The following is a 24,876-nucleotide window of genomic DNA, read 5'->3' as shown; positions in this document are numbered from 1 at the left end:
CGCTCGCCCTTCGCCGCATCCTGGGCGAGGCCGGTGGTTGCACCACACACCGGACTGCGGGACGGTGCACCGAGACAGTCCTCGTCCGTCTTCGCAGAGTGAGGTGTGGGTCACGCGTAGGGACCCCGTACATGACTTCTTCCCCGGCCAGGCCCCGCACCGGCGCGGTGAGCACGGTGAGCGCCGCCTCCGCCCCCTGCCCGGTGGTGGTCCTGGACGCTGAGGGGCACATCGCGGAACTCAACGACGCGGCCCGTGCTCTGCTGCCCGCCGCCCGCGTCGGGCAGCCCCTGTCCTCCCCGGCCTGGCTCGTCACCGCCGACCGCACCGGGCGGGCCCCCGTCGGCGGTGAGGTGGGCGACCGGGTCTTCTCGGCGCATCCGTCCCGCCTGGCGGGCGGCGGCACGGCCTGGTGGCTGATGGACGAGACCGCCTACCGCTCGGCGGTGGGAGAGCTGGCGGCCGAGCGCGCACGCACGCGGTTCCTGACGGAGGCCTCGACCGCCCTGCTGGCCTCGCTGAACCTCGAACGGTGCATGGAGGTGACGGCCCGCCTCGCCACCGAACACCTGGCCGATGCCGCCCTGGTCATCGCGCCCACCGCCGCCACGACACTGCCGGTGGTCTCCTGTGACCACCGGGGCGAGCTCATCCGCAGCACGGTGTCCGAGGCGCCGGACACCGTGCCGGGCCTCGCCGAGGCGCTGCGGGGCTTCCCTCCGGTTCCCTCGCGGTGGATCGACCCCGCGACGGCCCCGGACTGGCTGATCCCGCCGGGGTTCGGCGAGGTCGGCTCACTGGTGATCACACCGCTTCCGGGACTCGGCGTACCGGCCGGGGCGCTGGTCCTGCTGCGCCGGGCGCAACAGACCGCGTTCACCGAGGCGGAGGAGTCGCTGGCCGGGCTGTTCGCCGCCCGGGCCGGCGCGGCGATGTCGGCCGCCCGCCTCTACGCGGAACAGAACTCGATCTCCGACACCCTCCTGCGGGAACTCCTGCCGCCCACCCTGCGGCAGACGGAGGGCGTGGAGTTCGCGGGCGGCTACCGGGCCAGCAAGGACACGGAGCGCATCGGCGGCGACTTCTACGACGTCCACCCGCCCGCCGAGGACTCCCCCGAGACCCTCGTGGTGCTGGGCGACGTGGCCGGCAAGGGGCTGGAAGCCGCGGTGCTCACCGGCAAGATCCGCAACGCCCTGCACGCTCTGCTGCCCATGGCCGACGACCACGCCCGGATGCTGCGTCTGGTGAACAACGCCATGCGGACCAGCCACCACACCCGTTTCGCCACCCTGGTGATGGCCTCGGTCCGCCGGGAGGAGCGCGAGGTGGTGCTGCGGCTCACGTCGGCCGGGCATCCCGCGCCGCTGATCATCCGGCGGGACGGCACCGTGGAGGAGGCCGACACGGGCGGCACCCTGATCGGCGTCCTGCCGACCATCACCTCCCGCACCGCGCGGGTCCGCCTCGCGCCGGGGGAAACCTGCCTGCTGTTCACCGACGGCGTCACCGAGGCCAGGGGCGGTCCGCTGGGCGACACCATGTTCGGCGACCAGCGCCTCAGGCGCGCCGCGGCCGAATGCGCCGGCATGCCCGCGGAGGCGGTCGTGGAGCGCGTGCAGATGGTCACCTCGCAGTGGATCGGCGACGGACGCCACGACGACATCGCCGTCCTGGCCATCACCGCGCCACGCGGTGCCCACCTCAGCGCGGTGGACGGGGCGACCCGGGGCAGGTACACCGCATGACCGGGCACATCGCCGAACACGGTGGCAGACCGGGTCGCCACGGTGTGGGCGGCCGTCTCTCCTCACCGCCCGGCGGCGGATCCGCTCCGTGGGCGGACAAGCTGTGGGCCGCCGCCCGGGCGGCGGACGAGTACGCGGCCGTCGACGTCGTCACCGACGCCCTGGCCGACGGGCTGGAGCCCGAGTCGGTGCTGCTGGACGTCATCGGCGCCGTCCAACACAAGGTCGGCGTCGAATGGGCGGCCAACCGTATGAGCGTGGCCGACGAGCATGCCGCCACCGCCATCAACGACCGTGTCATCGCCGTCCTGCCGGCCCGGCGTCCGGCGAACAGCCGGGGCCGCGTCACGGTGGCCTGCGTGGACCAGGAGTGGCACGCCCTGCCCGCGCGCCTGGTGTCCGAGACGCTGCGGCTGCGCGGCTGGCACGTGGACTACCTCGGGGCGCAGGTCCCCACCGCCCACCTGATCAGTCACATCCACCGCACCGGCCCGGACGCGGTGTGCCTGTCGGGCTCGCTGCCCACCCGGCTGCCTCTTGCGCACAGCGCCATCACCGCCGTCCAGGCGGCCGGCTCGCCGGTCATGGCCGGTGGCCCCGCCTTCGGTGCCGACGGCCGCTACGCCCGTCTGCTGGGAGCCGACGCCTGGGCACCCGACGCACGTGCGGCCGCGGACCGGCTCGCGGCCGGGCCCCTGAGCCGGCCGACGCCCGTCCACCAGGCGACCGATGACCTGCCGCATCTGCGCGACCAGGAGTACACACTGGTCGCGAAGTCCTCCAGCCGCCTGGTGCGCGACACCTTCCGGTCCCTCGAACAGCGCTTCCCCGCGATGCGGGACTACAGCGACGAGCAGCGTGAGCGCACCGCCGAGGACATCGCCCACATCGTCAGCTTCCTGACGGCCGCCCTGTACGTGGACGCCGACGACGTCTTCGGCGGCTTCCTGGTCTGGACCGCCGAGGTGCTCAGCGCCCGCGACGTCCCGGCGCGCTCGCTGACGGCGTGCCTGGACCTGCTCCAGGAGCAGCTGCACGACTTCCCCCGCGCCTGCCGGCTGCTCGACGCCGGGCGCAGCGCGCTCGCCCCCCGCCCCTGACCCCGAGACGCTGGACGAACTCGTGACCCCCTCTTTCGGCACCGGCCGGCACACCGTGCGGCTGGCTCTCACCGGCGATCTGGACCACGACTCCTGCACGGAGCTGCTCCAGCGGGTGCGGACGGCTCTCGACGACGGCGGGGAGGTCGGGGAGCTGCACCTGGACTGCCGGGAGCTGGGGCTGGTCGACTCCACGGGGCTGTCGACCCTGCTGCAGGTCCACCGCTCCGCCTGCCGGGACGGCATCGCCTTCCACCTCGACAATGTCGGCCCGGCGCTGCGGCGCCTGCTCGAACTCACCGGCACCTACGAGTACCTGACGACCCCCCAGCAGGCCGAGCCCGCGGAGAGCCGCCGCGGCCGCTCCTGAACGGGAGGCGGGGCGGCTGCTACGGGCGCAGGGCGCGCAGCAGCAGATCGGCCAGGTGGTCGGCGACCTGCTGGGGCGTGAGGGGACCGTCGGGGCGGTACCACGTGGACAGATGGTGGACCGAGCCGAAGTGGTAGTCGACCACCAGGTCCGCCGGGGTCGCCACGGAGAAGACGCCGGACTTCTGGCCCTCCTCGACGAGCGCGCGGAAGCGCTCGTGGTAGCGGCGCCGCTCGGAGCGGACCTGCTTGTTCTTCTCGGGGCTGAGGTGGTGCATCGAGCGCCAGAAGATCATCGCGTCGTCGAGGTTCTCGATGGTCGTCACCACGACGTCCGCGGCTGCGGCCCGCAGCCGCTTCTCGACCGGCTCGTCGGCGCCGGCCACGGCGTCCAGCCGCTCCTGCTGGATGCGCAGCACGCGCGCGTACACCTCGTGCAGCAGGTCGTCCTTGGAGCCGAAGTAGTGGTACAGGGCTCCCTTGGTGACGCCGGCCGCCTCGACGATCTCCTGCACCGAGGTGCGGTCGTAGCCCTGCTCGGCGAAGAGCCGGGTGGCGGCGGCCAGGAGCCGCTGAGGCACGGGCGTGCCGTCCGAGTCCGTGGTCCTGGGCACTGCCGCCACCTGCCTTTCCGTTCTGCTGTCAGTTGCCTTGCGTACGGGAACGCAGTTCCCGCCGGAGGATCTTCCCACTGGCCGTCTTCGGCAAGTCCGGCAGGATCTCCACCTGGCGCGGATATTTGTAGGCGGCCAGTCTCTCCTTGCAGTAGGCGGCGAGTGCATCCGGGTCCGTGTCGGCGTCCGGCCGCAGGCTGATGTAGGCCTTGACGGTCTCCCCGCGATACCCGTCGGGCACCCCGACGACGGCGGCCTCGCGCACCGCCGGGTGTGTGTAGAGGACGTCCTCGACCTCGCGCGGCCACACCTTGAAGCCGGACGCGTTGATCATGTCCTTCTTGCGGTCGACGACGTAGAGCCAGCCCTGTTCGTCCATGAAGCCGATGTCGCCCGTGCGCAGTTCGGCGCCGGGGAACGTGGCGGCGGTGGCGTCGGGGCGGCGCCAGTAGCCGGGCACGACCTGCGGGCCGCTGACGACGATCTCGCCCTGCTCACCGAAGGGCACCTCCTCGCCGGCGTCGTCGACGATCCGCACGACCGTGTCGGGGCCGGGCAGTCCGACGGCGAGGGTCCCGGACACCGGGTCGACGGGCGCCTCCAGGCCGGGCGGCACCGAGGCGCAGGGCGCGGTGCACTCGGTCAGCCCGTAGCCGTTGCGAATGTACGGCCCGAACCCGGCCCGGAACTTCTCGACCAGCGCGGGCGGCAGCGGGGCACCGCCGGAGGAGATCACCCGGAAGGAGGAGAAGTGGTCGGGGGTGACGGAGGGGTGGGCGGCCAGCGCCATGAAAGCCGTGGACGGCCCCACGGTGTAATGCGGACGGTGCTCGGCGAAGGCGTCCAGCACCACGCCCGACTCGAAGCGGTAGGCCAGCACGAGCGTGCCGCCGCTGGTCAGACAGGCACCGAACTGGCACACCATGCCGGTGATGTGGAACAGCGGCGCCAGCGCGAAGTAGACGGGCCGCTCCGGCAGTCCGAGGCCGGTGCGCTGCCGCTCCGCGTTGTACATGATGTTGCCGTGCGTGTTGGTGGCGCCCTTGGGTGTGCCGCTCGTTCCCGAGGTGTAGCTGATCAGCGCGATGTCCGAGGGGCCGGGATCACGATCCTCGGGCGCCTTGTGGCCGGCCCGCGCCACGGTCACCAGGTCGTCGGCGTCCGGGGCCTGCGGCAGGCGCTCGAAGGTCAGCACGCGCGCGTCGCCGCGGCTCTGGAAGTCCAGCTCGCATCCGGTGAGCACGATCCGCACGGGCGAGTCCGACGCCGTCTCGCGCAGATACGACTCCCAGGCCCGGTCCGAACAGATCAGCGCGGCGACCTCGCCGTCCCGCAGGACATGCGCCACCTCACCCGACTTGTACATCGGGTTGACCGGCACGACGACCGCGCCCGCCTTCCACGCGCCCAGCAGGGCGAGCACAAAGTGCGGGGAGTTCTGCAGCAGCACCGCGACCCGGTCGCCGCGCCGCAGACCGCGCGCCGCGAGGTGCCCGGCGACGGAGTCGCTGAGCTCGTCGACCTCCCGGTAGGTCAGCCGGCCGTCGAAGTAGGCCAGGAAGTCGCTCCCGGGTGTCTCGGCCACGGCCCGGCGCAGGGCGTGCACGAGGGAGTCCGCGGGGCTGATCGCGCCCTTCTGGGCGTCGCTGAGCAGGGCGAGCCAGGGCTTGGCGGCGTAACGCGAGCCGGTCACCGGGCCTCCTCCCACTGCTGCTGGATGCGGTTCATGCCGGACAGCCACCGGTCGGGGTCGCCGGCTCGGGCCTGATGGTAGGCGGCGACCTCAGGGTGCGGCAGGATCAGGAACCTGTCCTCCTCGATGCCCTTCAGCAGCGCGTCCGCCACGGTTTCCGGCTCGATCGCGGTCGGCTGGAGCACGAGGTCGCCCGCACTGCCCGTGGCGGCGAGCATGTCGGTGCGCACGCCTTGGGGGCAGATGGCGTGGACCTTCACACCCTGGTGCCGGTACGTCAGCGACAGCCACTCGGCGAAGGCGAGGGCGCCGTGCTTGGTGACGGCGTAGGGTGCGGCCCCGATCATGGTGAGCAGCCCGGCGGCGGACACGGTGGAGACGAACCGTCCGCTGCCGCGCGCCAGCCAGCCGGGCAGCAGCGCGTGAGCGGCGCGGACGTGCGCCATCACGTTCACGTCCCAGGAGGCGGCCCAGGCCATCTCGTCCAGCGGCCCGTCGGCGGCCCCGCCCTCGAAGGCGACACCGGCGTTGGCGCAGTAGACGTCGACGGTGCCGCCGAGTGCGTCCCGGGCGTCCCCGACGATCGCGGAGGCGTCACCGGGCACGGCGATGCCACCGACTTCGTCCGCGATCCGCTCGGCCCGCTCGGCGTCCAGGTCGTTGACGACGACCCGGGCTCCTTCGGAGGCGAACCGCCGGGCCAGCGCTGCCCCGATTCCGCCGCCGGCCCCCGTGACAACCACTCCGGCGTCTTGAAAGGCTCCCACCATCGGTCTCCTGTCGTCGCGGCTCTGCAATGGCGTCATACTAACCGGTCGGTATGTAGCAGGGAAGGGCTGCCGGAAACGCCACTGAAAGAGGCGCGGGGCACTGCGCGACAAGCCACGGGCAGCCCACGGCCTCCCCACGGCCCGCGGGAGCGCATACCGTGCCCATGCCGACCGTCCCCGCTCAAGGAGGTCACCGCATGCGCCCTTCCAGACGAGCCGTCATCACCACCGCCACGGCGGCTGCCGTATCAGCCACATCCACCGCGTCCGCCGCCCGGCGCCGCGGGCGACTGCGCACCGGCTTCGAACGGCTCGCCCACGACGGCTACACCCTGCTCGACGGCCAGCAGGTCGGCATCGTCACCAATCCCACCGGCATCACCGGCGACGCCCGCCACATCGTCGACGTCATGCACGCCGACGACCGGATCGATCTCACGGCCGTGTTCGGCCCGGAGCACGGCTTTCGCGGCACCGCCCAGGCCGGCGGCTCCGAGGGCCGCTACGACGACCCGGCGACCGGCCTGCCCGTCTACGACACCTATCTCAAGAGCGGCCGGCCCCTCGCCGACGTCTTCACCGCGTCCGGCGTCGACACGGTCGTCTTCGACATCCAGGACGTCGGCGCCCGCTTCTACACGTACATCTGGACCCTCTACGACTGCATGGAGGCCGCCCAGCTCGCCGGAAAGCGGTTCGTGGTGCTGGACCGGCCGAACCCGGTGACGGGGCGGGCCGCGTCGGGACCGGTGCTGCACAGGGAATTCGCCACGTTCGTCGGGCGGCAGCCCATCGCCCAGGCCCACGGGATGACCGTCGCCGAACTGGCGCGGCTGTTCAACGAGGAGTTCCTGACCGAGCCCGTGCCGCTTCGGACCGTGACGATGTCGGGCTGGAAGCGCTCGGAGTTCTACGACGCCTCCGGGCTGCCCTGGGTGCCGCCCAGTCCGAACATGCCGACGCCGGAGACGGCCCTGGTGTACTCGGGAACATGCCTGTTCGAGGGCACCAACCTGTCGGAGGGCCGGGGCACGACCCGGCCGTTCGAGCTGCTGGGCGCGGAGGGCGTCGACCGGCGCTGGGCGGCAGCGGCGAACGAACTCGCCCTGCCCGGCGTGCGGTTCAGGGAGGCGTACTTCGCGCCCACCTTCTCGAAGTTCCAGGGGAAGACGATCGGCGGTGTGCAGGTCCATGTGCACGACCGGGCCGCCTTCGATCCGGTCCGCACGGGGATCGCCCTGCTCGTCACCGCCAAGCAGGTCTGGAGCGGTTTCGCCTGGCGCCCGGACCACTGGATCGACAAGCTCACCGGCTCCGCGCGGGTGCGGACGATGATCGACGCGGGTGCGCACACCGACGAAGTGGTGGCCGGGTGGCAGGAGGACCTGGCGGCCTTCCGCAGGACGCGGCGCAAGTACCTGCTCTACCGCTGAGCCCGAATGCGCCCGTGACGTATGGCCAAGCTCCCCCGTTGGCGGGACGATGCGCCACATCGTGGCGTCACCGGGGGCTAGGGGGCCTGTCATGGCGGATCCGGCGATGAGTGTGGCTCCTTATTGGGAGCTGGTCTTCGACGCGGACGGGGACCCGGAGAGCCGCCTTCGCGACCGGCTCCTCGCCGGGGTGACCGAGCGGGGCGTGCGCGATCTGATCGTCTTCGCGCACGGCTGGAACAACGACCGCTCCGGGGCGACCCGCCTGTGCGACCGCTTCTTCGCGCCCGTACCGCGGCTGGCCCCGGCGGCGCGGATCGGGTACGTCGGGGTGCTGTGGCCGGCGATGCGGTTCGCCGACGAGCCGATCCCGGACTTCCCGCGGGCCGTGGCGGCCGATCCGCCGGGGCGCCCGGTGCTGGACAAGGACACCCGGCACGCGCTGCTGGAGACCTTCCCGGGCCGGGCGATCCTGGTCGACCAGATCGCCCGGCTGCTGGAGCAGCAGCCGCCGGAGGAGGCCGAACTGGAGGAGTTCGGGCGGCTGGTGCGGACGCTGGTGGAGGTGGTGGCGCCGGGGCCGCAGGCGCTGTTCGCGGCGGACACGGTCGCGGAGGGCGTGCCGCAGAGCGAGCCGGAGATGTTCGCCGGATCCTCGGCGGCGGCCTGCGAGGAGTTCGCACGGGCGCTGACGGAGTTCGAGGCGTCCGGGTCACCGCGGGGGTTCAGGTTCCCCAACCCCTGGGACGGTGCGCACGAACTGCTGCGGCAGGCGACGTACTACGCGATGAAGCGGCGCGCGGGGACCGTCGGTGAGCGGGGGCTCGGCCGGGTCGTCGGGCAGCTCGCGAAGGCCGCCCCGCATGTGCGGGTGCACCTGGTCGGGCACAGCTTCGGCGCGCGGCTGGTGTCGTTCGCGCTGCGGGGACTTCCCGAGGGCGTGCGCACGGTGAAGTCGGTGACGCTGCTCCAAGGGGCTTTCTCGCACTACGCGTTCGCGGCCCGGCTGCCGCACGACGCCCGGGCCGGAGGGGTGCTCCAAGGGCAGCAGAACCGTGTCGACGGGCCCTTGGTGTGCTGCCACTCCCGGCATGACGCGGCCCTGGGCACGATGTACCCGCTGGCCTCGCGGATGGCGGGCGACAGCCGGTCGGCCGCCGAGTCGGCCCTGGGGCGGGCCCTGGGCGCCAAGTGGGGCGCGATGGGTCACGACGGGGTGCAGGCGGTGCCGGGCACGCGCGCGTACACCCTCGCCGAAGCCCTGGAGTCGCGGCTGCCGGCCACGGGGTGCGTGAACGTCGACGCGGCGGCCGTGGTCAGACGGGGTGGGCCGCCGGCCGGTGCGCACAGTGACATCCTGCACGCGGAGCTGGCCCGGCTGGTCCTGGCGGCGGGCCGCGTTCGCTGACCCGCTGCCAGGACGGTGCCTCACCGGTGTGAGGTGAACTCCACGACCTGCTGGTAGGTCGGCCGGTTCTGCCAGCTGATCTTGCCGTGCTTGATGCCGCCGAGGGTGCGGTGGCTGATCGAGTCGGCGCACCACTGGTCGCCGGCCGAGCACACGTCGTCGCCGGGGTAGACCTGGGCCGCGGTCCTGCCTGCCGCCTCCTTCAGGGTGCTGACGAGGGTGTCGCGGCAGGCACCGAGGCTGCCGCCGCCGCAGTACTTCCTCGCGAGCGGCCCCTTCACCTGCTCACCGAGCACCGCGCGGACGTCCTTGTCGACGTAGCTCCACCAGCCGTACTGGAAGGAGCTCCCCGCGTGCGAGCCGGTCGGGCCGTGTGCCGCCGAAGGGGACTCGTCGACGGGGAGGTTGGCCGTGACGGCTTCGTACAGCTCACTGCCGAGGCCCGGTTCGAACTCGGCCTTGACCAGGAGCGGCCACCAGGCGTCCAGGATGCGGATCGCGTCGGCGTCGGCGTACTTCTTGGAGCCGGCCGCGGTCTCCGTGCGCTTGCCGCCCGCGGCGGCCCAGGCCTGGAGTTTGCTCACGGCGGCCGCGGCGGCCGGGTCGGTGACGGGTGAGCTCGTGACGACCTTCAGGAGCTCGGGCAGGACGTTCTCGGCCCGGAGGTCGGCCAGTCCGGCGTCGGCCATGGCCTTCACCAGGGTCGCACGGGTCACCCCGCCCTGCTGGACCAGCCTCTTCACCCGGTCCTCCAGGAGGTTGCCGCGGTGCACCGAGCCGTTGCCCCAGGGCGCGGTCGTGTAGTCCCTGGCCTGCTTGTTGTTCCAGGAGACGTAGTAGTCCTGATCGACGGAGTTCGGGTGGGCGGCCGGCGGGGTGTAGTCGGCCGTGTTGGTCGCCGGGTCCCAGCCGCGCCACTCGTAGGCCGGCCGGGCCCACGCCGGGAACTCGGAGTCGACGCCGGCCGCGCGCACCGGGTTGTCGCCGCTGTTGTAGTACGCGGTGTGCGCGGAGTCGGCGTAGAACCAGTTGAAGGTGTAGTTGATGTGCTGGACGGCCTTCTGGAAGGAGTCCGGGCCCTTGACGTGGTCCGGGTCGTTCAGCATCTGGAAGCCGATGATGGAGTCGGCCTCGTGCAGGAAGGACGAGCGCAGCGTGGTGTAGGCGACCTTCTTGCCGCCGACCGTCGCGCGGTACTCGACGGGTCCGTACTTCGTGCGCCAGACACGCATGGTGTACGAGCCGGCCGCGGTGCCGTCGGCGACCGTGGGCTTCCAGGCGTTCTTCTGCTCGATCTTCTCCATCGGCGTGCAGGTGCCGCGGTACAGGTAGTGGTAGTCGTCCTGGCACAGCTCGACCGCGTAGGAGTCGATGATGTCCTGGCCGGAGGTCGTGGCGCTCCAGGCGTAGTCCTGGCCGCGGCCGAGTTCGACGTACATGCTCAGGCCGGCGAAGGAGGCGCCGCGGGCGCTGATGCCCGGGCCCTGGATCTCCTGGAGCAGGAGGAGCTGGGGGGCGAAGTAGCCGGTCTGCGGGCCGAACACGGCGACGGGGTGGCCACTGGCCGTGTGCTTGCCGCTGACCACGAGGGCGTTGGACATGCCGCGCCTGGCGGACGACCGGGCGTCCTTCGCCGCTGTGCCGGACGCGCCGGTCGCGGCGGCCGTCGCGGCGCTGCCGGTGCGGTCGTACACGAGCGGCTCGGGCTCCACCGAGCCGGCGTCGGGCAGGGCGGCGCCCTGCGGGTCGGCCGGCTTGGTGCCGTAGGGGAAGCTGCCGTCGTGCTGGGTGAGGACGGCCTCCGGGTCGTTGCGCATCCGGAAGGACTCCCAGACCTTGGTGCCCTCGGTGACGCCGTACTTCTCCTGGGCGGCCATGAGCGAGAGGGCGTTGTTCACCTCGCCGCCTCCGCCCGAGCCGAACAGCGCGCCGATGACGGAGGCCAGCGCGACCAGGTCGGTGATCTTGAAGTGCTCGATCGTGCCGGCATTGGTGACTGAGTCCTTGTGCCCGGTGAGTACGTACTCACCGGGGAAGGTGCGCCCGCTGTCGGAGGCGTCGATGTAGGAGTTGATGCCGTCGATGTAGGCCTTGACGTCGGCGAGGGCCTGTCGCCCGCGCTCGCCGTTGGTGGCGACGGCGTTGTCGATCTGCGCCTGCAGATCGGCCTCGCTGTACGGGGCGTGCCGCCAGAACTGCTGTTCCAGGCCCTGATTGGAGGGCGCACCGCCCGCGAAGGAGGTCAGCTGACCGCGACCGACGTGCCGGAAGACGTCCATCAGCCACAGCCGGTCCTGGGCTGCCGCATATCCGGCGCCGAACTCCGTGCCGTATCGGGTGGTACCGGTGATGTGCGGCACACCGGTCTTCTTGTCCCGGACGATCGTCACGTCACTGCGTCCGGCGGGTCGGACGGTGGAGGCGACCTGGTCGGCGGGGACCCCGAAGGAGGCGTCGTTGAAGAAGGTGTTGATCTTGTCGTTGGTGAGGGACGGGTAGCCCTTGGCGAGGTTGGCGTAAGGGCCCATCTGGTCCTCGGCGTGCTCGGGCCGGGTGCCGAAGGCCTGGTTGAGGAGGATCTGGGCGAGGGTGGCGTTGCCGTTCTGGCCGGGCGGGAGGATGTCCGAACACTGGTTGCCGCAGTGGTCGTTCGCCGCGGCGATGGCCTGCGCGGTCACTGTTTCCGATGCGGCAGCCGGGGCAAGCGGCGACAAGAGACCTGCGATCAGGGTGCATACCGATGCTGTCTTCAGGAACCCGGGGATTCCGCTGGGAGTTCTCATTCTGTCGAGAACGGTGCGTGGGGCACGCCGTGGCATGGGGGCTCCTCCCGACGGGGGTGGGCCGGATGTTACCGCCGGTATCCCCCGGCTTGAAGATGAACAAGCGTCACTTTTCGAAGTCAGCACAACAGACACATGGATCACGGCAGTCGACTGGCGAGCCTCTTCGGGCCGCTTATGGAGGCCATTTGAAATCGGATGGAGCCGATTCGCTTGTCGATACGTCTATTCGGCGACGTCCGTACGACGACGCCGAAGTGACCGGATTACAGGTGCAGGTGTGACGGAGGTGCAGGACGATGGCCGGTTTCCGGAGTCTGGCGAGACAGGTCCGCGATCCGCGGTGCGATCTGGCCCTGCGGCGCTATTCGCTGCGTAAGTGCCTTGAGAGGTTCGCCCCTTACGGGCACAGGGCGACCTGGGACCATCTCTGCTCCCGGGCGGGGTTCGGTCCGGAAGACCGCTCCCCCGATCCGGTGCGGCTCGTGGCCGCACTGGACGAGCTGGAGGAGGCGCGGGCGGTCTGGCTGGCCTACGAGGTCGAGTTCGCCGAGCGCCGCAGGAAGGAGAAGCACGACGGACTGCGCAGGCCGGGCAGTGTGGACGACTGGCACCGGCTGACCTGGGGCGGTTTCGGCGTGGCGTGGTGCGACGACCCGGCGGTCCATCCCCGTGAACCGCTGGCCGAGGTGCTGCGCCGGCTGATCGCCGCGCTGGAGCGCGAGCCGGGCTCGGCGTGCCCGGTGTGCGGCGGCGAGCAGCTCTTCTGGAGGTACGACCTGGACCACGAACCCTCGTCCGGTCCGGTCTGCGCGGACTGCGGAATCCTGGTGCCGCGTCCCGTGCTCACGCCCGAGGCCCTGGCCTGCGCCAGGCGGACGAGGTTGTTGGTGCCGGCTTGACGGATGCGGGTGCGCGGGGGGTGCGCCGGGGATGCCGCACCCCCACTGTCGGTGGTGACTGGCACCATCGACGGCATGATGCAGGTGTGCCTGAACGGTTCGCGGACGGCCGCTGACGGTGCGGCCGTGCCGCTGACACCCGAGTCGATGGCCGACTCGGCCGCCGGGGCCGTGGCCGCCGGGGCGACGGACCTCCACGTCCATCCCAAGACGCCCTGCGGGCGGGACACGCTGTCGCCGCGGGTGCTCGCCACGACGCTGTCGGCGATCCGGGCGCGGGTGCCGGTGCCGGTCGGTGTGACCACGGGCGCGTGGGCGGAGCCCGACCCCGCCGCCCGGCTGGAGCGCATACGCGGCTGGACCGTGCTGCCCGACCACGCCTCGGTCAACTGGCACGAGCCGGGGGCGGAGGAGACGGCCGCACTGCTCATGGAGCTCGGGGTGGGCGTGGAGGCCGGGATCTGGTCCGGGACCGACGGGGCGGAGCGGTTCGCCGCCTCGCCGCTCGGGCCGAGGGTGCTGAGGGTTCTGGCGGAGGTGACGGAGACGGACCCGCCGGGCGCCGTCTGCGCCGCACGGGCGCTGCTGTCCGCCCTCGGTGCCGCGCACGGACGCCCGGTCCTGTTGCACGGCGAGGACGGGGGCGCCTGGCCGGTGCTGCGCCTCGCGGGCCGGCTGGGCCTGGCCACGCGGGTCGGGCTGGAGGACGTCCTCGTCCTGCCGGACGGCCGACGAGCCCGGTCCAACGGGCAGTTGATCGCGGCCGGACTGACGGAGTACGGGGCGAGCCGGGGGCCGAAGCGGGGGTGTCGGCCCGGCACATGAGCAGCGGCTCCCTCACGCCGCAGGGCCCGCCTCCGACCGGACGGGGCAAGGGACCGAGCCGGGGGTCGAACCGCGCGTGTCGGCCCGGCACATGAGCAGCGACTCCCTCACGCCGCAGGGCGCCCTTCCGCCTGACGGGACACTGGGCAAGTCCGCCTGACGGGGCACGGGGCAAGCCGGGACAGCGGCTATCCCCGACCGCCCCGGTCGACCATCAGGCGGGACCCCGTGAGCCGTTCGCCGAAGGCGTCGTCCGGGTTGGACAGGACGCAGGTGTCGAGGGAGAGGCAGCCGCAGCCGATGCAGTCGGCGAGGTGATCCCGCAGGCGGTTCAGCTGCTTGATGCGCTCTTCCAGTTCGGTGCGCCAGGTCTCGGACAGGTGGGCCCAGTCCTCCCGGGTGGGCGTGCGCTCCTCGGGGAGCTCCGCGAGCGCCTCGCGGATCGTGGCCAGGGGGATGCCGACCCGCTGCGCGGCCCTGATGAACGCGACCCGGCGCAGCGTGTCGCGGGAGTAGCGGCGCTGGTTGCCCGCGGTCCGGCGGCTGCTGATCAGGCCCTTGGACTCGTAGAAGTGCAGGGCGGAGACGGCGGCGCCGCTGCGCGCGGCGAGCTGGCCGACCGTGAGCTCGTGGATCTTCTCTGGAATCCGGTGCACCCCGCGAACCCTACCGAGTCCGTTGACACAGTCACCGCGGCCGACCATGCTAAGCAGTCGCTTAGATATATGAGCGCGCAGACTCCCCGCACATGAGAGGCCTGGAAGACATGGCAGAGCCGAGGATCTTCACGTCCGTCGACGACCTGAAGTCGGCGGTGGGCGAACAACTGGGGTACACCGACTGGCTCGACATCGACCAGAAGCGGATCGACCTCTTCGCGGAGGCCACCGGTGACCACCAGTGGATCCACGTCGACGCGGAGAAGGCCGCCGCGGGCCCGTTCGGCACCACCATCGCGCACGGCTACCTGACCCTGTCCCTGCTGCCCCTCTTCGGGCCGCAGCTGATCGCCGTCGAGGGCGTGAAGATGGGCGTCAACTACGGCACGAACAAGGTGCGTTTCCCCGCCCCGGTCCCCGTGGGCTCCCGGCTGCGCGCCACCGCGACGATCAGTGCCGTCGACGAGGTACCCGGCGGCGTCCAGGTGGCCGTCGCCTTCAGCGTGGAGCGCGAGGGCGGCGACAAGCCGGTCTGCGTCGCCGAGTCGGTGGCGCGCTACTACTTCTGAGACCGGGGCAAGGCGACCCTCAGGCCGTCGGGCCCTGGGCTCCGACCATCCGCAGCACGAGGTCGGCGTACAACTCGCCGACCTCCTCCGGCGTCCGGGGCCCGCCGACGCTGAACCACCGCGCCACGTCGATGCAGAGGGACAGCACGGCCAGTGTCGTGCCGTGCACGTCGATGACGTCGAACTCGCCCGACCGCACGCCCTCCTCGATGATCCCGCGCACCTCGCCGTCGACCTTGCGGCGCAGCGCGAGGATCTCGGCGCGGGCGTCGGGCCCCAGCGAGTCGAGTTCGTACTGCACGACGCGGGCGGTGGTACGGCCGCCGGCGTGCCAGCGCACGAAGGAGCTGACCGCGTCGGCGAGCCGCTCGGTGGGGGTGCCCTCCCGCCGGGACGCCACCCGCAGGATCTCCAGGGCCTTCTCGTGCCCGATCCTGCTGATGCGGTGCAGCAGTTCTTCCTTGGTCTTGTAGTGGATGTAGAGCGCGGCCGGGCTCATCCCGGCGCGGCCCGCGATGTCCCGGGTCGTCGTGGCGTGGTAGCCACGCTCGGCGAAGGCCTCCACCGCGGCGACCAGCAGCCGCCGCGCCGCGTCGGGCGTGACCTCGCCCCACGCCTGCGCCTCGCCGCCGGCCGTCTCCTTGGCCGTACTCATCGCTCGCCCCTCTCCACTGGCAGGAGCAACACCATACCGCCGAAGGTGAGCGAGCGCTTAGTGTGGCCGCTCAGCGCTTTTCGAAGGGGGTGTACGAGGGAGCCGCCCCCTCCTGCCGGTCCCGGATCACCTTGGCCAGGGTGAAGGATGACGTGACCAGGTACAGGACGGCGATGGCGAGGAAGGCCCGCACCCAGGCGTCGGCGCTCAACTGGTAGATGCCGATGGCCGTGGCCGCCATGGCGACGGCGAAGGAGGCGACGGCCTGGCCGTAGAAGGCGGCCGTGTTCTGCTGTTTGCCCGGTGTGTCACTCATGGGGGAAAGCATCGGCGGACGTGGCCCGCGCCACATCCGCCGAGGTACTCAGACGCATACTCAGCTTGTGACAGCAGGTGGTGTTCGGCTCGGACACGACTCGGTTGCGACCCGGTGAACCGCAGTGCAGCGAACGGCATGGCCTTCGAACGTATGGCCATGAGCTTCGAGCCGAATCCGCACCCGCCGACGACGGATTGCCGGCCCGGCGAGCCTTCAGTTTCGCGAGGCGACGGGTTCGCGGGTGGCTGCATCAGTCTGATCGTGCTGCTCATCGAAGTCCCGGTCGCCGTCCTGCTGGGGCTGATGTTGGGCATCCGGGGATGGGGCCGCGCGGATGAGCAGACTGTGGCACCCACGATGGATTGGACACCGGTCCTCTGGCTCGGCGGGTTCGCACTGGGCGTGCTCTTGGTCGCCGTGGTCTTCCTGCGCTCGGCACACCCCTACGCAGGAGCCGTCCAACTGCTCATCGCGGCGATAGCCCTGATCTTCGCGATGACTGCCTGGCACGAGCAATATGAGCGCGCCCACCCGTCTCCGCCGCCCGCGTGCCCGGCAAGGGACGGGTCGCCCTGCGCCTCATCGGACCCCGGAGCCGACCGGTAGGGCCAGCGGCTGGGGCTCCACAGCACAGGGCGCACAGCCACAACTGCTTCCTCGGGACGAGGAGGGAAGCCATGCCCCCCTTCCGCGGACGGCACGCCAAGCCTTCCCTGCTGGTCGACCACGCCCGCGCACCAGAGGGCGGCCACCGATCCGGGGGCATGGGCTACGTGCGTGTGGAGGATGCCCCGCAGACACAAGGGTCAGGCTCCCTCGGGAGTGATCAGGCAGAAGGGATGGCCGACGGGGTCCTGGTAGACGCGGTAACCGATCGGCTTGTCCGAGCCATCCAGCAGCGTCGCGCCGAGGGCGAGCACCTGGGCCTCAGCGGTATCGAGGTCCGTGACCATCACGTCGAGGTGCATTTGCTGAGGCCGCGCGGAATCCGTCCACCGAGGCGCGCGAAAGCCGTCCACCCGCTGGAAGGCGACCACCGGGGCGCCCGCCGTGTCCTGGAGCACGACGAAGTCGCCGGTGTCCGCCTGCCGTGAGAGCGACAGCAGCTTCTCGTAGAAACCGGCGAGTTCATCCGGGTCGGGACAGTCGATGACAACGGCGTACAGGCGTCCGATCATCCGGCTCACTCTGCCACTGGCCGCGAGCGGGTCGAACGGCAGCCCCAGCCCGCCTCGACATGCTCAGAACGCCGAGACGCCCGTCAGCGCCCGTCCGATGACCAGCTTCTGTATCTGGCTCGTGCCCTCGTAGAGGGTCATCACCCGGGCGTCCCGCAGCAGCTTGCCCACCGGGTACTCGTCGATGTAGCCGTAGCCGCCGAAGACCTGGAGCGCGTTGTTCGCGGCGCGGACGGCGGCCTCCGAGGCGAACAGCTTGGCCTTGGACGACTCCACGGCGAACGGCCGCCCCCGGTCGATCAGGTCGGCGACCCGCCAGGTCAGCAGCCGGGCCGCGTCGACGTCCAGGGCGATGTCGCTGAGCAACTCCTGGACGAGCTGGTGGTGGGCGATGGTCCTGCCGAACTGCTCGCGCTCCCCCGCGTACCGCACGGCCGCGTCCAGGGCGGCCTGGGCTATGCCCACGCAGCCCGCGGCGACCGACATCCGGCCCTTGGCGAGGGCCGACATGGCGATCGAGAAGCCCCTGCCCTCCTCCCCCAGCAGGGCGGAGACGGGTACGCGCACGTCCTCCAGGACGAGTTCGGCCGTGGCCTGGCCGCGCAGCCCGAGCTTGCCGTGGATGCTGCGGCGGGTCAGGCCGGGCGTGTCGGTGGGGACGAGGAAGGCGGAGACGCCCTTGTGGCCGGGGGCGTCCGTGGAGCGGGCGAAGAGCAGGACGACGTCGGCCCAGGTGCCGTTGGTGATGAACATCTTGGTGCCGTTGAGGACGTAGTCGTCGCCGTCCCGCACCGCCCGGGTCGTGAGGTTGCCCGCGTCCGAACCCGTGCCCGGTTCGGTGAGGCCGAAGCAGCCGACCGCCGCGCCGGAGGTCAGTCCGGGCAGCCAGCGCCGCTTCTGCTCTTCGCTCCCGAAGGCGGCGACGGTCTTGGCGACGAGTCCGAGGGAGACGGAGACGATGCCGCGCACGGACGAGTCGCCCCGGCCCAGCTCCTCCGTGACCAGGCAGTACGCGAGGTGGTCACCGCCGGAGCCGCCGTACTCCTCGTCGATCGTCAGACCCAGGAAGCCGACCTCGCCCAGCTTCTTGACGATTGCCCGGTCGACCTCCTCGGCACGGTCCCAGGCGACGACGTACGGGGTGATCTCGCGCTCCACGAACTCCCGCGCGAGCTGCCGGACGGCGCTCTGCTCCTCGCTGAGCTCCAGGTTCACCACAGGTCACTCCACTGAAGGCCGTAAGTGTAGATTTAAATTAGCACTGCTAGTTTCTCGGTGCAGCCCTACTATGTGCGCCATGGCCCGACCGCGCAAGCCCCTGCTCAGCACCGACCGGATCATCGAGACGGCCCGTGCGCTCGTGGACGCGGAAGGGCTGGCCGCCGTCTCCACACGGCGGCTCGCCGCCGAACTGGGCGTCAGCGGGCCCTCGCTGTACAACCACTTCCGCACCAAGGACGAGATCCTGGAGGCGGTCGCCGACTCGGTGAGCGGCCAGGTGGACCTGTCGATGTTCCAGGACGGCCGGGACTGGCGGACCGCACTGCACGACTGGGCCCTCTCCTACCGGGCCGCGCTGCGCGACCACCCGAACATCGTCCCGGTGCTGGCCCGCGGCCCGGGCCGCCGCCCCGCCGGACTGCGCCTCGCGGACGCCGTCTACGGCGCCATGGTCGCCGCGGGCTGGCCGCCGGCACAGGCCACCTCCATCGGCGCGCTGATGCGGTACTTCGTGATGGGCTCCGCCCTCGGCTCCTTCGCCGGGGGCTTCGTGGACGACGCGAGCGCCTACGACCCCGCCGACTACCCCCATCTCCAGCAGGCCCACCTCCTGGCCGAACAGCAGGAGAAGATCGACGAGAGGGCCTTCGAGACCGGTCTGACGGCCCTGCTGGACGGGCTGGCGCAGCAGTACGAGCAGGTGCGGCGCACGGCGTAGGGCCACGCCACGGACACTTCGGCGCCGGCCGAACTGTCCGTGTTCCATGCTGGGGGCATGACCACGAGGGACCCGCAGGCGACGGCCCTGGCCCGGCTCGCCGCGCTGTTCGCGGACGAGACCCGGGCCGCGTGCCTGCTGGCGCTGCTCGACGGACGGGCCTGGACCGCGAGCGAGCTGGCACGGCACGCGGGCGTGGCCGCGTCGACGCTGAGCGAGCACCTGGGCCGGCTCGTCGCGGGCGGACTGCTCGCCGAGGAGCGGCAGGGCCGGCACCGGTACGTCCGGCTGGCCGACGCGCGGGTCGCCCAGCTGGTGGAGGACCTGGCCGCCCAGGTCTCGCCGGGCACGGCCGTACGGCCGCGGAATCTGCGGGAGTCCAGCGCCGGCTCGGCGATGGCCCGGGGCCGTACCTGCTACGACCATCTCGCCGGGCGGCTCGGCATCGCGGTCACCGACGCGCTGACGGCGCGCGGCCTGCTGGAGCAGGAAACGGGGTTCGCGCTCACCGACGCGGGGCTGGCGTGGTTCGCCTCGGCCGGGATCGGCCTGGAGCGGCGGAGCCGGCGTCCTCTGGCCCGGGCCTGTCTCGACTGGACCGAACGCCGTCCTCACCTCGCGGGCGTCGCGGGCGCGGCGCTGTGCCGGCACGCCCTGGACGCGGGGTGGTGCGTGCGCATCGGCTCCGAGCGGGCCGTGAAGGTGACGGCGGCCGGCGAACGGGCCCTCTTCGACCTGCTGGGCGTGGCGGCGACGGCGCTGCGCTGAGCCCCGAAGCCGGCCCGGACCTGCCGACACCCCCCCGCCGGACAGCCCTGAACACCCGGCCCGAAAACCGCGAGCGTTCGCCCTTCCGCTCCCCCTAGCCTCGGAGGCACGATGATCGACTCCCCCCTCCCCGCCCGCCGCGCGGAGCTGCCGGCCGCCGGTGCGGCCGCGGTGACCGTCGTGCTGTGGGCCTCGGCCTTCGTCTCGATCCGCAGCGCGGGTGACGCCTATTCACCGGGCGCCCTTGCGCTCGGGCGGTTGCTGGCCGGGGCGCTGACGCTGGGAGTGATCTGCCTGCTGCGGCGGGAGGGGCTGCCGCCGCGCTCCGCCTGGCGCGGGATCGCGATATCGGGCGTGCTGTGGTTCGGCTGCTACATGGTCGTCCTGAACTGGGGCGAGCAGCAGGTCGACGCGGGAACGGCCGCCCTGGTCGTGAACACCGGGCCGATCCTCATCGCGCTGCTCGGTGCCCGGCTGCTCGGTGACCCGATGCCGCCGCGGCTGCTGGCCGGGATGGCCGTGTCGTTCGCCGGTGCCGTGACGGTGGGCCTGTCGATGTCGGGCGAGGGTGGTTCCTCGGTGCTCGGGGTGGTGCTGTGCCTGCTGGCGGCGATCACGTACGCAGCCGGCGTCGTGGCGCAGAAGCCGGCGCTGGGCACGGCGAGCCCGTTGCAGGTGACGACGTTCGGGTGCCTGGTCGGCGCGGTGCTGTGCCTGCCGTTCGCCGGGCAGCTCGTGCACGAGGCCGCCGCGGCGCCCGCCGCCGCGACGCTCAACATGGTCTATCTGGGCGTCTTCCCGACCGCCCTCGCCTTCACGACCTGGGCGTACGCCCTGTCCCGGACGACCGCGAGCCGGATGGGCGCGACGACGTACGCGGCACCCGCACTGGTCGTGCTGATGTCCTGGCTGTTCCTCGGGGAGGTGCCGGGGCTGCTCACGCTGGTCGGCGGTGTGCTGTGCCTGGCGGGCGTGGCGGTGTCCCGGTCGCGGTCGCGTGCGGCGGCCCGGACAGTGGTCCCGGGAGCGGTTCCGGAGCCACTGCCCGAGGAGGCCCCGGACTCAGCCCGCTGACTCGGCCTGCGTCTCCGGCTGGGCCTTCGTCTCCGGCGCGGCCTGCGCTTCGGCCGCGCGCGCCCGGTCCGCGAGGATCTTGATCGACACCAGGGCGATCACCGAGAGCACGACGATGTAGCCGGACACGGCCATCGAGGTGCCGGTCGCCTCCAGCAGCAGCACCATCACGAAGGGCGCGAGCCCGCCGCCCGCCACGGCCGCGATCTGGTAGCCGAGGGAGGCGCCGGTGTAGCGCATCTCGGGCGTGAACAGCTCCGCGAACAGGGCGGCCTGGGGGCCGTACATGATGCTCAGGAAACAGCTCGCGACGAACGTGCCGACCGCGAGCCACAGCAGCGAGCCGGTGTCGATCAGCAGGAAGAGCGGCACTGCCCACAGGGCGATGCCGACCGCTCCGAAGGCGTAGATGCGGATGCGGCCCACGCGGTCGGAGAGGGCTGCGGCGGCCGGGATCAGCACGAGCTGGGTGAGGCTGACACAGAGCGAGACCATGAGCACCGGGCCCTTCTTCATGTCCAGTTCCCGGGTCGTGTAGTCCAGGACGCCCGTGATGAGGATGTAGAAGGTGGCGGTGTTCACGGCGAAGGAGCCGCCGGCCAGGAACACCGTGCCCAGGTGACCGCGCAGGATCGTGCGCAGCGGCGAGCTCTGCTCGGACTTCTCCTTCTCGGCGAGCGCCCGTTCGGCCTCCCGGAACGCCGGGGTCTCCTCGACGCGTGTGTGGATGTACCAGGCCAGGGCGAGGACCAGCAGGCCGACCAGGAACGGCACCCGCCAGCCCCAGGCCGCGAACGCCGAGTCGCTGGTGAGCGCGCCGGCCAGCAGGAAGACGGTGTTGGCGGTGACCACGCCGATGGGGACGCCGAGCTGGACGACACTGCCGTAGACACCGCGCTTGCCCTCCGGGGCGTACTCGGTGGCCAGGAGCATCGCGCCGCCCCACTGGGCGCCGACGGCGACGCCCTGCGCGACCCGGAACAGGACGAGCAGGATCGGGGCGGCCACGCCGATCGTCTCGTACGTCGGCAGCAGGCCGATGGCGGTCGTGGACACGCCCATCAGGGCGAGGGCGAGGACCAGCATCGGCTTGCGGCCCCGCTTGTCGCCGAGGTGGCCGGCGACGACGCCGCCGATGGGCCGGGCGAGGAAGCCGACGGCGAAGGTCGCGAACGAGGCGAGAACGCCCGCCGTGGCGCTGCCGGCGGGGAAGTAGAGATCGCCGAGCACGAGGGCGGCGGCGATGCCGAAGACGAAGTAGTCGTACCACTCGACGGCCGAGGCGAGCGCCGCCGCGGTGGCCACCCGGCGTCGGTTGCCGACGGCGGGCGTGGTGGTGACGGGCTGAGCGGAAGGTGCCGTGTCCATGTGGTGCACACTCCGGGGGGTGCGGGGGACGGAACGGGGGGTGGCTCGAGTTCCGGGGAACGTACTGACCGGACGGTATGGACGTCAACGGGTCGTGCACCAGGACTTTTACCTGCACTTGGCATCGATCGCGGGCCCGGGCACGCCGAAGGCCCCGGCCTCGCGAGGAGGCCGGGGCAGCGGAGAGCCGGGGCTAGAAGACGACCAGGGCCCGGCCGCCCTTGCCCGCCAGCATGTTCTCGAAGGCCGACGGGATGCCGTCCAGGGAGATGCGTTCCGTGACCAGCGCGCTCAGGTCGAGGCGGCCCGCCCGGATGTGCTCGGCCAGGACCGGGAGGTCTTTGGCCGGGTCGGAGTTGCCGTAGACGCAGCCGGAGAGGGTGCGGCCCCAGTGGAAGATCTCCAGGGCGTTGAAGGTGACCTGCTGGTCCTTGCCGCCGATGCCGACGACCGTGGTGCGGCCGCCGCGGCGGGTGGAGTCCCAGGCCGTGCGGATGCTGACCGCGCGGCCCGCGCACTCCACGGCGACGTCGACGCCCTGCTTGCCGGTGAGGCCGCGGATCTCGCGGGCGGTGGTGTCGGAGGCGACGACGTAGTCGGTGGCACCGGCCGTCCGGGCCAGCTCCTCCTTCTCGGCGGACACGTCCACCGCGACGATCTTCGACGCGCCCGCGATCCGGGCCGCCTGGAGGGCGGCGAGCCCCACTCCCCCGACGCCGAACACCGCGACCGTCTCGCCCGGCCGGACCCGGGCCGCGTGGTGGACGGCGCCGTAGCCGGTGAGGACGGCGCAGCCGAGGAGGGCCGCGTCGGTCAGCGGGACGCCGTCCGGGACCGGCAGGACGCAGGACGCGGAGACGACCGTCTCCTCGGCGAACGCGGCGACGTTCAGGCCGGGGTGGAGGTCGGTGCCCTCGGTGGTGCGGGCGTAGACGTCGGCCGCGCCGCTGAGGGCGTTGGCGCACAGCCACACCTCGCCGAGCGAGCAGGCGTGACAGGCGCCGCAGGACGGGGCCCAGTTGAGGACGACACCGTCGCCGGGCGAGACATGGCCGACCCCCTCGCCGACGGCGACGACCGTGCCGGCGCCCTCGTGCCCGAGGACGGCCGGGACGGGCACGCGCATGGTGCCGTCGGCGAGGGACAGGTCGGAGTGGCAGACCCCGGCGGCGGCGAGCCGGACCCGGACCTGGCCGGGGCCGGGGTCGGGCAGGTCGATGCCGGTGATCTCCAGCGGGGAGCCGACGGCGGGCAGGACGGCGGCGCGGACAGCCATGACGGAAGGGACTCCCCTGGGCTAGAACTGAAGGGACTTGGTCTGGAGGTACTCGGCCAGGCCGTGCACGCCGAGTTCGCGGCCCACGCCGGACTGCTTGTAGCCGCCGAAGGGGGCGAGGGGGTTGAAGCGGCCGCCGTTGATGTCGACCTGGCCGGTCTCCATCCGGCGCGCGAAGGCCACCGCCTCGGCCTCGTCACCGGCCCAGACGGCGCCGGCCAAGCCGTACACGGTGCCGTTGGCGATCCGCAGGGCGTCCTCCTCGTCCTCGTACCTCAGGATCGACAGGACCGGGCCGAAGATCTCCTCCTGTGCGACGGTCATGTCCTCGGTGACGTCGGCGAAGACGGTCGGGCTGACGAAGTAGCCCTCCTCGCGCGGGGCTTCGGGGCCGCCGGCGACCAGGCGGGCGCCCTCCGCGACGCCCTTCTCGATGTAACCGCGTACCCGGTCCTGCTGCTTGGCGTTGACGACCGGGCCGATGCGGTCGCCGTACTTGGCGGCGGCAGCGGCGGCGAGCTCGACCGCCTCGTCGTACTGGTCGCGGTGGACCAGCATCCGCGTCCAGGCGCTGCACGTCTGGCCGGAGTTGGACATGACGTTGGCGACCCCGACGTTGACCGCCTTGGCCAGGTCGGCGCTCGGGAGGATGACGTTGGCCGACTTGCCGCCCAGTTCGAGGGCGACCTTCTTGACCTGCCCGGCGGCGATCGCGGCGATCTGCCGGCCGACGGCGGTGGAGCCGGTGAAGGACACCAGGTCGACACCGGGATGCTCGGCGAGGGCCTGGCCGGCGACCGGGCCGAGGCCGGTGACCAGGTTGAAGACGCCCGCCGGGATGCCCGCCTCGTGCACGGCGTCGGCGAAGAGCCGGGCCACCAGCGGGGTGTCCTCGGCGGGCTTCACCACGACGGTGCAACCCGCCGCGAGGGCCGGGGCGACCTTGGCGACGATCTGGTGCAGGGGGTAGTTCCAGGGCGTGATCGCGGCCACGACACCGACCGGCTCGTGGTGCACGACCGAGTTGCCGGTCCTCTCCTCGAAGGCGTACGTCGCCGCCAGCTCCGCGTACGAGCCCGCCACCGCGATCGGCACGCCCGCGTGGACGGCCTGCGAGAACTTCAGGGGCGAGCCGAGTTCGGCCGTGACCGTCTCGGCGATCTCGTCGGCGCGGGCCACGAGCACGTCCCGGAGGGCGGAGAGCCGCACCGCCCGCTCGGCCGGCGGGGTGGCCGCCCAGCCGGGGAGAGCGGCGCGGGCGGCCCGTACGGCGGTGTCGACGTCCTCGGCGGTGCCCGCGGGGACGGTGCCGATGACCTGCCCGTCGACGGGGTTCACGACCTCGATCACGTCCTGGCCGGCGGCGGGGCGCCAGGCGCCGTCGATGTACATGCCGTCGTGTGCCTTCATCGCGCTTCCTCCGGGG

24 protein-coding genes are annotated in these 24,876 nt (G+C 72.1%); 12 read left to right on the top strand and 12 right to left on the bottom strand.

Annotation, left to right across the window (positions count from 1 at the left end):
• Positions 1 to 131: 131 nt before the first annotated feature.
• The 3 genes from ACZ7EG_RS30925 to ACZ7EG_RS30915 are packed head-to-tail and all read left to right on the top strand — an operon-like array spanning position 132 to position 3,218.
• Entirely contained in the window at positions 132 to 1,748 is a 1,617-nt protein-coding gene (locus ACZ7EG_RS30925; RefSeq protein ID WP_471086031.1) for a PP2C family protein-serine/threonine phosphatase, read from the top strand.
• Positions 1,745 to 2,848: a cobalamin B12-binding domain-containing protein gene (locus ACZ7EG_RS30920; protein ID WP_471086028.1), complete on the top strand. Its 1,104-nt coding sequence runs from the start codon at positions 1,745 to 1,747 to the stop codon at positions 2,846 to 2,848. Before ACZ7EG_RS30925 ends, ACZ7EG_RS30920 begins: the two co-directional genes overlap by 4 nt.
• Positions 2,849 to 2,870: 22 nt before the next feature.
• Positions 2,871 to 3,218, top strand: coding sequence for an STAS domain-containing protein (locus tag ACZ7EG_RS30915; protein WP_471086025.1), 348 nt, complete (start codon positions 2,871 to 2,873; stop codon positions 3,216 to 3,218).
• Positions 3,219 to 3,237: 19 nt separating this feature from the next.
• Here ACZ7EG_RS30915 and ACZ7EG_RS30910 read toward each other — a convergent pair whose 3' ends face one another.
• From ACZ7EG_RS30910 to ACZ7EG_RS30900, 3 genes are read right to left on the bottom strand one after another with little or no spacing between them, the layout of a single operon-like run.
• Positions 3,238 to 3,831, bottom strand: coding sequence for a TetR/AcrR family transcriptional regulator (locus ACZ7EG_RS30910; RefSeq protein WP_471086022.1), 594 nt, complete (start codon positions 3,829 to 3,831; stop codon positions 3,238 to 3,240).
• A gap of 28 nt (positions 3,832 to 3,859) precedes the next feature.
• Complete coding sequence (locus ACZ7EG_RS30905; RefSeq protein WP_471086019.1) at positions 3,860 to 5,524, bottom strand: class I adenylate-forming enzyme family protein; 1,665 nt, start codon at positions 5,522 to 5,524, stop codon at positions 3,860 to 3,862.
• Positions 5,521 to 6,294 (bottom strand): SDR family oxidoreductase, encoded by a 774-nt coding sequence (locus ACZ7EG_RS30900; RefSeq protein ID WP_471086016.1) that lies wholly within the window; start codon positions 6,292 to 6,294, stop codon positions 5,521 to 5,523. The genes ACZ7EG_RS30905 and ACZ7EG_RS30900 overlap by 4 nt, the downstream gene beginning before the upstream one ends.
• 197 nt (positions 6,295 to 6,491) lie before the next feature.
• On the opposite strand from ACZ7EG_RS30900, the gene ACZ7EG_RS30895 reads away from it, so the two are divergent.
• Positions 6,492 to 7,727 carry an exo-beta-N-acetylmuramidase NamZ family protein gene (locus ACZ7EG_RS30895; protein WP_471086013.1) on the top strand — a complete coding sequence of 412 codons (1,236 nt, stop codon included), beginning with the start codon at positions 6,492 to 6,494 and terminating at the stop codon, positions 7,725 to 7,727.
• A 91-nt stretch (positions 7,728 to 7,818) separates the two neighbouring features.
• Complete coding sequence (locus ACZ7EG_RS30890) at positions 7,819 to 9,135, top strand: serine-threonine protein kinase (RefSeq protein WP_471086011.1); 1,317 nt, start codon at positions 7,819 to 7,821, stop codon at positions 9,133 to 9,135.
• A gap of 20 nt (positions 9,136 to 9,155) precedes the next feature.
• On the opposite strand, the gene ACZ7EG_RS30885 is transcribed toward ACZ7EG_RS30890, so the two are convergent.
• Positions 9,156 to 11,954 (bottom strand): penicillin acylase family protein, encoded by a 2,799-nt coding sequence (locus tag ACZ7EG_RS30885; protein ID WP_471086008.1) that lies wholly within the window; start codon positions 11,952 to 11,954, stop codon positions 9,156 to 9,158.
• A gap of 263 nt (positions 11,955 to 12,217) precedes the next feature.
• On the opposite strand from ACZ7EG_RS30885, the gene ACZ7EG_RS30880 reads away from it, so the two are divergent.
• On the top strand, positions 12,218 to 12,820 hold the full coding sequence (locus ACZ7EG_RS30880) for a hypothetical protein (protein WP_471086005.1): 603 nt from the start codon (positions 12,218 to 12,220) through the stop codon (positions 12,818 to 12,820).
• Between the two features lie 75 nt (positions 12,821 to 12,895).
• Positions 12,896 to 13,645, top strand: coding sequence for a 3-keto-5-aminohexanoate cleavage protein (locus ACZ7EG_RS30875; protein ID WP_471086490.1), 750 nt, complete (start codon positions 12,896 to 12,898; stop codon positions 13,643 to 13,645).
• A 188-nt stretch (positions 13,646 to 13,833) separates the two neighbouring features.
• Here ACZ7EG_RS30875 and soxR read toward each other — a convergent pair whose 3' ends face one another.
• A complete protein-coding gene (gene soxR / locus ACZ7EG_RS30870; protein WP_471086002.1) occupies positions 13,834 to 14,301 on the bottom strand; it encodes a redox-sensitive transcriptional activator SoxR in 468 nt (155 codons plus the stop codon).
• A gap of 110 nt (positions 14,302 to 14,411) precedes the next feature.
• On the opposite strand from soxR, the gene ACZ7EG_RS30865 reads away from it, so the two are divergent.
• Positions 14,412 to 14,873 (top strand): MaoC family dehydratase, encoded by a 462-nt coding sequence (locus ACZ7EG_RS30865; RefSeq protein WP_471086487.1) that lies wholly within the window; start codon positions 14,412 to 14,414, stop codon positions 14,871 to 14,873.
• Positions 14,874 to 14,892: 19 nt separating this feature from the next.
• Here ACZ7EG_RS30865 and ACZ7EG_RS30860 read toward each other — a convergent pair whose 3' ends face one another.
• Entirely contained in the window at positions 14,893 to 15,528 is a 636-nt protein-coding gene (locus ACZ7EG_RS30860; RefSeq protein ID WP_471085999.1) for a TetR/AcrR family transcriptional regulator, read from the bottom strand.
• Positions 15,529 to 15,598: 70 nt separating this feature from the next.
• Complete coding sequence (locus tag ACZ7EG_RS30855; RefSeq protein ID WP_104778598.1) at positions 15,599 to 15,844, bottom strand: YiaA/YiaB family inner membrane protein; 246 nt, start codon at positions 15,842 to 15,844, stop codon at positions 15,599 to 15,601.
• A gap of 138 nt (positions 15,845 to 15,982) precedes the next feature.
• On the opposite strand from ACZ7EG_RS30855, the gene ACZ7EG_RS30850 reads away from it, so the two are divergent.
• Positions 15,983 to 16,453, top strand: a complete 471-nt coding sequence (locus ACZ7EG_RS30850; RefSeq protein WP_471085995.1) for a DUF6234 family protein — start codon at positions 15,983 to 15,985, stop codon at positions 16,451 to 16,453.
• 200 nt (positions 16,454 to 16,653) lie between these two features.
• On the opposite strand, the gene ACZ7EG_RS30845 is transcribed toward ACZ7EG_RS30850, so the two are convergent.
• Both ACZ7EG_RS30845 and ACZ7EG_RS30840 read right to left on the bottom strand, forming a co-directional pair.
• Positions 16,654 to 17,025, bottom strand: a complete 372-nt coding sequence (locus tag ACZ7EG_RS30845; protein WP_471085992.1) for a VOC family protein — start codon at positions 17,023 to 17,025, stop codon at positions 16,654 to 16,656.
• Between the two features lie 63 nt (positions 17,026 to 17,088).
• Entirely contained in the window at positions 17,089 to 18,240 is a 1,152-nt protein-coding gene (locus ACZ7EG_RS30840; RefSeq protein WP_471086485.1) for an acyl-CoA dehydrogenase family protein, read from the bottom strand.
• Between the two features lie 82 nt (positions 18,241 to 18,322).
• On the opposite strand from ACZ7EG_RS30840, the gene ACZ7EG_RS30835 reads away from it, so the two are divergent.
• The 3 genes from ACZ7EG_RS30835 to ACZ7EG_RS30825 all read left to right on the top strand — a co-directional run bounded on the left by ACZ7EG_RS30835 (position 18,323) and on the right by ACZ7EG_RS30825 (position 20,806).
• Positions 18,323 to 18,964: a TetR/AcrR family transcriptional regulator gene (locus ACZ7EG_RS30835; RefSeq protein ID WP_471085989.1), complete on the top strand. Its 642-nt coding sequence runs from the start codon at positions 18,323 to 18,325 to the stop codon at positions 18,962 to 18,964.
• Positions 18,965 to 19,021: 57 nt separating this feature from the next.
• On the top strand, positions 19,022 to 19,732 hold the full coding sequence (locus tag ACZ7EG_RS30830) for an ArsR/SmtB family transcription factor (protein WP_471085986.1): 711 nt from the start codon (positions 19,022 to 19,024) through the stop codon (positions 19,730 to 19,732).
• A 111-nt stretch (positions 19,733 to 19,843) separates the two neighbouring features.
• Positions 19,844 to 20,806: a DMT family transporter gene (locus ACZ7EG_RS30825; protein WP_471085983.1), complete on the top strand. Its 963-nt coding sequence runs from the start codon at positions 19,844 to 19,846 to the stop codon at positions 20,804 to 20,806.
• On the opposite strand, the gene ACZ7EG_RS30820 is transcribed toward ACZ7EG_RS30825, so the two are convergent.
• The 3 genes from ACZ7EG_RS30820 to ACZ7EG_RS30810 all read right to left on the bottom strand — a co-directional run bounded on the left by ACZ7EG_RS30820 (position 20,795) and on the right by ACZ7EG_RS30810 (position 24,860).
• Positions 20,795 to 22,174: an MFS transporter gene (locus ACZ7EG_RS30820; RefSeq protein WP_471085980.1), complete on the bottom strand. Its 1,380-nt coding sequence runs from the start codon at positions 22,172 to 22,174 to the stop codon at positions 20,795 to 20,797. The two genes, ACZ7EG_RS30825 and ACZ7EG_RS30820, sit on opposite strands and share 12 nt — an antisense overlap.
• 193 nt (positions 22,175 to 22,367) lie before the next feature.
• On the bottom strand, positions 22,368 to 23,450 hold the full coding sequence (locus tag ACZ7EG_RS30815; RefSeq protein WP_471085977.1) for a Zn-dependent alcohol dehydrogenase: 1,083 nt from the start codon (positions 23,448 to 23,450) through the stop codon (positions 22,368 to 22,370).
• 21 nt (positions 23,451 to 23,471) lie between these two features.
• Positions 23,472 to 24,860 (bottom strand): aldehyde dehydrogenase family protein, encoded by a 1,389-nt coding sequence (locus tag ACZ7EG_RS30810; protein WP_471085974.1) that lies wholly within the window; start codon positions 24,858 to 24,860, stop codon positions 23,472 to 23,474.
• Between the last annotated feature and the right edge of the window lie 16 nt (positions 24,861 to 24,876).

The organism is Streptomyces sp. NPDC037100 (genome assembly GCF_055606225.1).
This window is presented reverse-complemented; position numbering and strand designations above follow the sequence as displayed.